This window comes from Thalassobacillus sp. C254, from assembly GCF_001310615.1.
Map to the genome: position 1 here is coordinate 142,237 of NZ_BAXQ01000007.1, position 8,750 is coordinate 150,986.

The 8,750-nt window shown below is 37.3% G+C and carries 7 protein-coding genes and 1 pseudogene; 3 read left to right on the plus strand and 5 right to left on the minus strand.

The window, feature by feature from the left end:
• Window positions 1-600 precede the first annotated feature (600 nt).
• Window positions 601-2,775, minus strand: a pseudogene (katG, locus tag JCM19033_RS09365) (catalase/peroxidase HPI).
• A gap of 1,101 nt (window positions 2,776-3,876) precedes the next feature.
• On the opposite strand from katG, the gene JCM19033_RS09370 reads away from it, so the two are divergent.
• Window positions 3,877-4,065 (plus strand): hypothetical protein, encoded by a 189-nt coding sequence (locus JCM19033_RS09370; protein WP_198153468.1) that lies wholly within the window; start codon window positions 3,877-3,879, stop codon window positions 4,063-4,065.
• Between the two features lie 635 nt (window positions 4,066-4,700).
• Here the strand turns inward: JCM19033_RS09370 and JCM19033_RS09375 are convergent.
• From JCM19033_RS09375 to JCM19033_RS24235, 4 genes are all read right to left on the minus strand, one after another.
• A complete protein-coding gene (locus tag JCM19033_RS09375) occupies window positions 4,701-4,916 on the minus strand; it encodes a hypothetical protein (protein WP_054636118.1) in 216 nt (71 codons plus the stop codon).
• A gap of 73 nt (window positions 4,917-4,989) precedes the next feature.
• Window positions 4,990-5,217, minus strand: coding sequence for a hypothetical protein (locus JCM19033_RS09380; protein ID WP_054636119.1), 228 nt, complete (start codon window positions 5,215-5,217; stop codon window positions 4,990-4,992).
• A 53-nt stretch (window positions 5,218-5,270) separates the two neighbouring features.
• Window positions 5,271-5,582 carry a hypothetical protein gene (locus JCM19033_RS09385; protein ID WP_054636120.1) on the minus strand — a complete coding sequence of 104 codons (312 nt, stop codon included), beginning with the start codon at window positions 5,580-5,582 and terminating at the stop codon, window positions 5,271-5,273.
• A gap of 344 nt (window positions 5,583-5,926) precedes the next feature.
• A complete protein-coding gene (locus JCM19033_RS24235) occupies window positions 5,927-6,085 on the minus strand; it encodes a hypothetical protein (RefSeq protein WP_198153469.1) in 159 nt (52 codons plus the stop codon).
• A 1,175-nt stretch (window positions 6,086-7,260) separates the two neighbouring features.
• On the opposite strand from JCM19033_RS24235, the gene JCM19033_RS09390 reads away from it, so the two are divergent.
• Both JCM19033_RS09390 and JCM19033_RS24240 read left to right on the plus strand, forming a co-directional pair.
• Entirely contained in the window at window positions 7,261-7,515 is a 255-nt protein-coding gene (locus tag JCM19033_RS09390) for a hypothetical protein (RefSeq protein ID WP_054636121.1), read from the plus strand.
• Between the two features lie 129 nt (window positions 7,516-7,644).
• The gene (locus JCM19033_RS24240) at window positions 7,645-7,827 is read left to right on the plus strand and encodes a hypothetical protein (RefSeq protein WP_054636122.1); all 183 of its coding nucleotides are present in this window, start codon (window positions 7,645-7,647) and stop codon (window positions 7,825-7,827) included.
• The last annotated feature ends 923 nt before the right edge of the window (window positions 7,828-8,750 follow it).

Here is an 8,750-nt window from a genome sequence, read left to right on the forward strand (position 1 = left end):
AAACGACAATTTTTTGTCTTAGCTGTAGGATACTGTTTTGCATTACAGTAAGGGCAAATCAGGGCAGTATTTTTTATGGAAAAACTTCCTTTTAGCGTTTCTTTCCATGCCCACTTTGCGTAACAGTTTTGACAAGTTGGCATTTTATACCTCCTCTAAGAAAATAACTCAAATATATACTCAGACAAAGTGTATCATAAGCCCTTCAATATGTTATTTAAAAAACTCTGGCCGAGAAATATAATAGCTGCAGGTATCACATGATCGTAAAAAAAAACAAAAGAAAAGGGCGGTAAAAATGAAACAGAGTAAGAGGAAGCGATTTTTTATAATAGGGGTTTTGTCGATTTCACTCTTGTCACTATTTTTAGTTACTCCAATTTTCAGTTACAACGGTTATCTACAAACCAAGAATGAATGTATAGAAAATAATAAAACGATAGAGGAAGACCAGGTAGGGTTGTTGGGGCTTAGTTGGTCTATCACTTGTAAGGAAAAGTAGAGAGCGGGGGAGTTGTAAAAAAACCCCTCTTACATGAGCGGTTCGTATGTAAGAGGGGGGAGTACAATCTATTAACATTCAGCAATCATTCTATCATTCTAGTTAAGGTCAAAACGATCGGCATTCATCATCTTAACCCAGACATCGATAAAGTCCTTCACAAACTTCTCTTTGTTGTCGTCTTGCGCATATACTTCTGCAACGGCACGCAGAATAGAGTTGGAACCAAATGCGAGGTCCACTCTTGAAGCAGTCCGAACAACCTCACCTGTTTTGCGGTCACGGCCTTCATAAATGAGGCTGTCTACAGGCTTCCACTCAATTCCCATGTCCAGAAGGTTCACAAAGAAGTCATTCGTAAGTGTTCCGACACGGTCGGTAAAGACGCCATGCTTTGTGCCGCCGTAATTAGTTCCCAACACACGCATCCCGCCGACAAGGACCGTCATTTCTGGAGCTGACAAGTCTAACAGCTGTGCCTTGTCTACTAAGAGTTCTTCTGGGCTGACACTATACTCTTTCTTCTGGTAGTTTCGGAAACCATCCGCGAAAGGTTCTAGCACTTCAAAGTTCTCTACATCCGTCTGCTCTTGGGTAGCATCGCCTCGTCCTGGTGTAAACGGAACGATCACGTCAACTCCTGCATCCCTTGCCGCTTTCTCCACTGCCGCCGTTCCGCCTAATACAATCAAATCGGCGAGACTGACATTCTTATCAAGCTGGCTTTGCAGGCCTTCTAACACGTTCAGCACTTTAGAAAGCTTTTCAGGTTCATTGACTTCCCAGTCCTTTTGAGGGGAAAGGCGAATACGTGCTCCATTCGCACCACCACGCATATCAGAACCACGGAAGGTACTTGCTGAAGCCCATGCTGTAGTGACAAGTTCGCTCACTGTAAGGTCAGTTTCAAGTATTTTCTTTTTCAGTTCTTCAATTTCTGCCTCTGTTAACTTGTAGTCTACAGCTGGAACAGGTCCTGCCAGATAAATTCTTCATCCGGAACTTCCGGGCCAAGATAACGGTCACGAGGACCCATGTCACGGTGAAGAAGCTTGAACCAAGCACGAGCAAATGCATCAGCAAACTCATCCGGGTTTTCATGGAAACGACGGGAAATCTTTTCATAATTAGGATCCATTCGCATGGCCATGTCCGCTGTGGTCATCATAGTAGGAACACGTTTGGATGAATCTGCTGCATCTGGAGCCATATGTTCCTCATCCTGATCAACAGGCTTCCACTGATGAGCACCTGCCGGACTCTTGGTCAGCTCCCATTCATATCCGAATAAAAGATCAAAATAGCTGTTATCCCATGTTGTCGGGGTTGGTGTCCATGCCCCTTCGATTCCGCTTGTGATGGTATAAGGGCCATGACCAGTGCCATGTGTGCTCTTCCAGCCAAAGCCTTGCTCTTCAATAAGAGATCCTTCTGGTTCTGCACCTACAAGGTCAGCGTTTCCTGCACCGTGTGCCTTCCCAAACGTATGACCACCGGCTGTAAGGGCCACAGTTTCTTCATCGTTCATTCCCATCCGTCCAAATGTTTCACGAATATCCTGGGCACTTCTAACAGGATCAGGTTCCCCGTTTGGACCTTCAGGATTTACATAGATTAAGCCATTTGCACGGCAGCCAGAGGATTCTCAAGCTCTCGGTCGCCAGAGTAGCGGTTATCCCCAAGCCACTCTGTTTCAGGACCCCAATTGACATCCTCTTCCGGGTGCCAGATGTCTTCTCGACCGGCTCCAAAGCAATAGTCTTCCCACCCATGGATTCAATTGCTACATTCCCAGCTAAAACAAGAAGATCAGCCCAGGAGATCTTGTTGCCATATTTCTGTTTTATAGGCCACAGCAGTCGACGGGCCTTATCAAGGTTACCGTTATCCGGCCAGCTGTTTAGAGGCGCAAAACGCTGCGAACCGCTGCCACCGCCTCCGCGGCCATCTCCCATGCGGTAAGTACCAGCTGAATGCCATGACATACGAATAAAGAATGGGCCGTAATGACCGTAGTCGGCAGGCCACCAATCTTGACTGTCTGTCATGAGATTTAGAAGATCCTTTTTCAGAGCTTGATAGTCCAGCTTTTTAAACTCCTCTGCATAATCAAAATCTTCTCCCAGTGGGTTTGTCTTCGTATCATGCTGATGAAGAATGTTTAAATTCAGCTGATTTGGCCACCAGTCTTTGTTTGTCGTTCCGCTGGAGGAATTTCTCGTAGAACTTCCATGTGAAAACGGACATTTTGCCATGTTTTCATTGTCTTTCATTATAAACGTTTCCCCTCTCTATTTTGAATTTACAAAATGAACAACCTTCCTATTTATGAAACTATATTACGGAAGTAATATTCATTATTACATTGTAATTATAATAAATTATTTCTTTAATTAAAAACAATATGCTTTAAAAATACTTAAAAAATTACTCAGGTAGGAAATAGACAGTTATTAAATGACTCCAGGAGGTATTTTAGAGCAGAGCAGAGGAGAGGAGAGGGAAGGGAACAAGAAGATCTGTAAACATTTATAGAAAATATCATCCTTATGATATGGTGAAGTGATTAACTGTATGACCTATTGTATGGAGTCTTTCTTTCTACTTGAAAGAAGGAGAAAAGAAGAAGGAGTTATTCGGACTTAAAAGGATAGTGAGCAGAAATTAGTATCAATTTCTTCTCTATACCCCTCACATTCTTTGTAAAACTTATTCAATAATTCACACTTCCTCTTAGTAAATTCACTAAGGAATGACAGTGAGCCCACGACGCCTCAAAAAAGAGTTCATTCGAAATTTCTAAAACAAACCGAACAGACGAAGCAGCTTAAATAAATGCTTCGTAGTAAGGAATAAACCTTTTTCTAAAAGCATATAATCAATAAACGAAGAGTTCATCCATAGGTGGTAAACTTTTTTAATTATAAAAAAGTAAGCTAAGTGTGAAATCAATTGTAATAGCCTAATAAAGTGCAAAATAGCTGTCATCGGTGGGTAGCGGTATAAAAGAGAAGGATAGTGGGAGTATGATCCTTGCTATTACTAAGTCGGAGAGGGCGCATTTACAAATCGTAATCATTACGATATAATAGGAGTGAATATCGTAATGATTACGATTGCGATTAAAATTCGGATTAACAGTAGATTCAGGTGATGCATTGAAATAATAGTAGGAACTTAACCTATAAAATTTCCAATAGCATGTGACTGCGTTCATAAATACAGATGGGCAGAAATACAAATAGAAAACAAGGAAGTAACGCGTACTACTTTTAATAAAAAAGAAAGTGGTTTGGTATTAAATGAATAACCGATTGCATTTAAAAAATTTCTTTGAGTTGCATGTAAAAGAGAATAAGAGATATTGCTTCACTGTGAAAAACACCATTCATTTGATGGACAGCCAATTTATAATTAATGAAATATTAGACAGTTCTCTAGAAGAGCTAGAAGATATTAAAAAGATAATCGAAGACAGGAAAATCGACGAAGAGAGTATCCATCAGTTTTTAAGCCACCTTGCAATCCTTTATTCGGTGGGAAATCAAAAAAAGAGCAGCTAAAAAATCACTTCATTCTATGCACTAGAGAAATATGATGAAAGCAGGCGAGTCAGATGACCACTCATAAAAGAGCATATGATTCCTCTGCATGCAACTTCAGCGAACATTCTGGAAAATAGGGGTATAATAAAAAGGGAATCCATGCTATGGACTCTCTTTTTTCTTTATCTTTTGCAACGTTATCATATTTGTAAGATAAGCGATTGAAAAGAGGAGGATGATGAAAAGAAAATTCGCTTCTTTTTCCTGGTTATAGGGACCAAAAATGTATCGTGTACTTACCCAAAAAACGCACCCGCTTTTTGATCAATAAAATATTACTGGGGTAAGTGAACGGAATAGAAAAATAAAAGATGGTAATTTCTCAATTGATGGGAAGACAATCAATAAGATTCGGTGAGTTGTCAACCATGCGGCTCACTAGAAAGGAGCTTTTTCTTCTTTCTGTAACTCTCTATGTAATTTAATGCCCTGCTTATGAAAAGTAAAATGCTGACTTATAATGTGGTAATAATTGCTGTCTTTTCACTTTGAACCTTTACTATTACATTAATTAAGGAGAGGAAACCCAATAGAAACAAAAATAACCTCCTCACAGACAACCAATGCATGACTTTCAAGGCAATCAAGTTTGTTTATATCACTCTGACAACTATATTGATAGCACCGATCAAAAAAACAATCCCTCCTACAATCCTAGAGATCGTATAGCGGCTAACTTTTATTCCGAGCCATCGTCCTTGATCTCCCTCTTCTTCAACAAATCCATAAATTAAAAAAGGGGTCTTGCCGCTCCAAATAATAATGCCCAGAATGATTGCAAAGATGTATGCATAGATACTCAAATCCATAGGAGTCCTCCTAAGGTTATTTCAAACTTACTAATCAAGTAGAACTGATTCATAGTATATTTAGTAAAATTTATTAAATGATGTAGATACCAAGTCCTATTAATCCAACACCGAACACTATTACAAAAATTTTAGCAACTATTGGAGGAAAGACTTTAAATATAGGAGTTAAAACAATATCAACGAGTGGATCATGACTGGCCCCTAAATGTTCTTCTCTGTATTTCTTTAACTTAAATATTGCTGAATAAAGAACAAAGGCTCCCCATACAACAAATACCCCGCCTAAAAAATATTCCATTATGGTTCCCCACTTTCACTCTTTAAAATAATGTAACGATATATTGGTATTTTCTATTGATTTTTTTTCTTGGCAGCTGCTACTTGTTGTTTTGCAGTATTTTTATAAGTGATTTGTTTTTTCACTTTTGCACTATTTAATAGAATTGGAATCATCATAAGCCAGATAAAAAGTAAACTTAAACCAAGTGCAAATAGGATAGTATTGCCAATCCCCGGTATGTTTTTAACCTCTAGAAAATACGTAGGATTGACGTGACTTAATATTGAGGAGAGACCTGCAGCAATAAAATACCCAAAGGAGTCAAAGAAAAAGCATGCTACAACAAATAAATAAAATAGAGAGAGTATATAAAGAACAGCCATAACCTCCACCTTTCATAAATTAATAAAAAAGATAGATCCCATAAATACATATCAGGAAGTGGACACAGGTAACTCCTGGAAGAAGTTCAGCTTAAGCTGAGCATATGATAATACTAAAAGAATATACAAAGTGCCCTTACCTCAATAAGAGGTCTAATTTACATAGGAAATGCATTTCTCTCTTTGTTTAACCATTAGAGTGATAATATAATTCTTTTAGTTATAATAATAAGCAGATAGTTCTTTTTCCCAAGGAGGAGAACTTACTTGATTCATACACCGAATTGCAGTTACGGAAGCCTAAGAGGGAAGGGGGAAGTGGCGCGATACAAAAAAACTCAGATTTATTGATCTTTTCTATAGCGATCCTTATCAGTTAAGCCAAACAACTCATGAAGAACAACACTCACAAACGTAACTGCTGCTAATATGAAAAAGGTCCCTAGCGGCAGGTTAAAGGTAAATATCATAACGGAGAAAATGAGAAGTATAATGTTTTTCACATTATATTTCAACAAAGACCTTTTACGGTTTTTCTTTGGGATCAGATATACCTTTTTTGTGTTCTTTTATTGTTTTATTGTTAGGATTATAAATCCCACAACAACCAAAGAAACTTAAAAATTCATCTAACTTCCTCCCATAGGATGCTAGTATAGTCTATAACAATAGTAAAAACACTTATTCAAAAATCCTTTTTCGTCTTCACATACATAGTGAAGCCGAAAGGTTTTTCCGTGTTTCACCATCCGCGATAAAACCATTCTTTTGTTTGTCTGGAATCAACGAGGATGTACTTCCAATCCCTAACCTCATTAATACGTTAGAATGTTAGATAACTTAAAGGATTATAATCTTGTTCTTGGAAAGCAACTATGAAGGAGTAACTTTTGAAAAGTATTGAAGAGACAGGTTTTATACTACAGATATCGATATCACGGCGGTTAATAAAGCGTTGATAAATGAAAATATAAAGTAATAAATTGATGATTTGAGGGTGTGAAAATGAATTACAAATTGTACGAATGGATAGGATACTTTATTGTATTATCTGGTCTTATTTTACAGTTAGTGACTGAATCTAATACCTATTACATAAGTCTTGTTATTATGTTTGTCGGTTGTATTATTTGCTTTTCTGCATTTTATTTTCAGAAAAATAAAGTGTAAAAAAGAAGGGTGAATTTAAGTATTCAAGGATAACCTTTTATAGGTATCCTTGATGAACTTATTAGAACGTTTCGTAGTTTTTTATTCTATCCGGTTCTAACGGAGAGGGAAAAGATAGCACCGGAGAATTAAAGACTTATTTTTTTAAAGAAAATGTTGACACGAGGGGCAGATTATTTCAACGGTGAACCTTGCGTGGCCGACTCCTTTCGTGTGGGCCGTTGTGGGGGGGGCGGAGCTATTCCATCCTGCTTATATTGGGCGTAGATAAGCTCTCAAATGACTGTCTTGAACACATGGGATGTTGACGTATTTGAGGTGTCTACAAAAGAGGAGTTGGAGATTTTTTAAAGAAAGAACTATTAGAAAAAGGATCGTTTCTCGAAGGGTGGAATCTTTCATACCATCCTATGACCAACCAAACGATTGTTTATCAAATGCCATACACTTTGTCTACGTACCGGGGAGTGTTTGGAGGAAAATAACAATACTCAAGGGGGAAGAACTCATGAGTGAACAAAATGTGTTAATTGTTGGCGGCACCGGGATGCTCAAAGGAACAGTAGAGTATTTTTTAGTGAATCGATCAAATACTTATGTGGTGGGAAGAAATCAACAAAAGTTTGCTTATTTAAAACAATCCTATAAGAAGTTCCCAGGTAACTTTATCCCTCTTTCTTTAAATTATAACGAACAAAAATTTATTGATACCGTAAGACAAATAAAGGAAAATAGAGGCCACCTTGATGTATGTATTTGTTAGATTCACGGTAAAAGTCATTCTTCGGTTTATGAACTTGCTGAGCTATTAAATGGAAATGACAAAGCAGTATTTATTAGGCTATTAGGGAGTGCTGCAGAAAATCCGGCAGCAAAGACGGATGAAAGAGTGATGTTCACCAAAAATTATCCTAACTTAAATTATAAGGAAGTCATTCTGGGATTTGAATTTGAAAATAACCATTCACGGTGGTTAACCCAGAAGGAAATATGTGATGGAGTGATTTGGGCTTACAATAACAAAGGCAGCCGCTTTATCATAGGAAAAACTGAGCCTTGGTCACTCAAACCGTGATTCCTACGGCAGGAGGAAAAATGTAATAAAAGGAACCCTTAATCAGGCCTAATACGATCTAACGAAGGAATTACTTAAATAAGTTACATAATGTAAGTTATGACAAGGGTGGAAGATGACCGGTAGTTAGGATGGTTAAATTGATTTTTCTAGTTTACATAATATATATTATAGGAAGTTAAATAATTGTTTGTTTTCATGTCTCATTAAAGTAGTAATCTTAGGATATTGAGACAGAATTTAAAAATTTGTATTAATAAAGCTACTTTTAATAAAATTTTCCTTGCTTAAGTAACGATTTTTTTTATTTTTTAAAGATTTTTTCACTTTTTATTAAGGTTTAACTTTTTTGTTATTATCGTGAACTAAGTTGCAGGCCTTTAAACTATCGTTGACTTTTTCTAAATGGAGCCTCAGCTAAAACAGCTCTTTGTTATTCTACTTTCTTGATCTCAATAAATCTTATAATACAATTGTTTTATTCTTGCTATTACTCTTTAAATCCTATCTTTGCCCCCCTCTTATTGTTGCATAAATAAGAAATATTCCTATTTAATCCTCTTACATGGTTTTATATTTATTGACCTCGCTTATCATCAAAGGATTCCTCATTCTGAACTTTCTTTACCCGCTCAGCAATCTGGCATCACTCTAACTTTCAAAACGTTCACGGAGTCATCTGTAAGGCCACCCCTCTTCCATCTTCAAATGAACCACTACACGCATTAAACCCTTTGTATATGCTTTAAAGGTTTATTTTTTCCACAGAAAAATCCCCTCCAGGTAGATGATTAAGAACATAATATCATGCTCTCTTTTTTTCATGTCTACCTAAATGTAACCGTCAAGTGGAAATGAACATTTTTTGCTCGTTACGTTTGAGCACTTTTCGCTTGAAACAAAGATTCACGATACTTAATTCT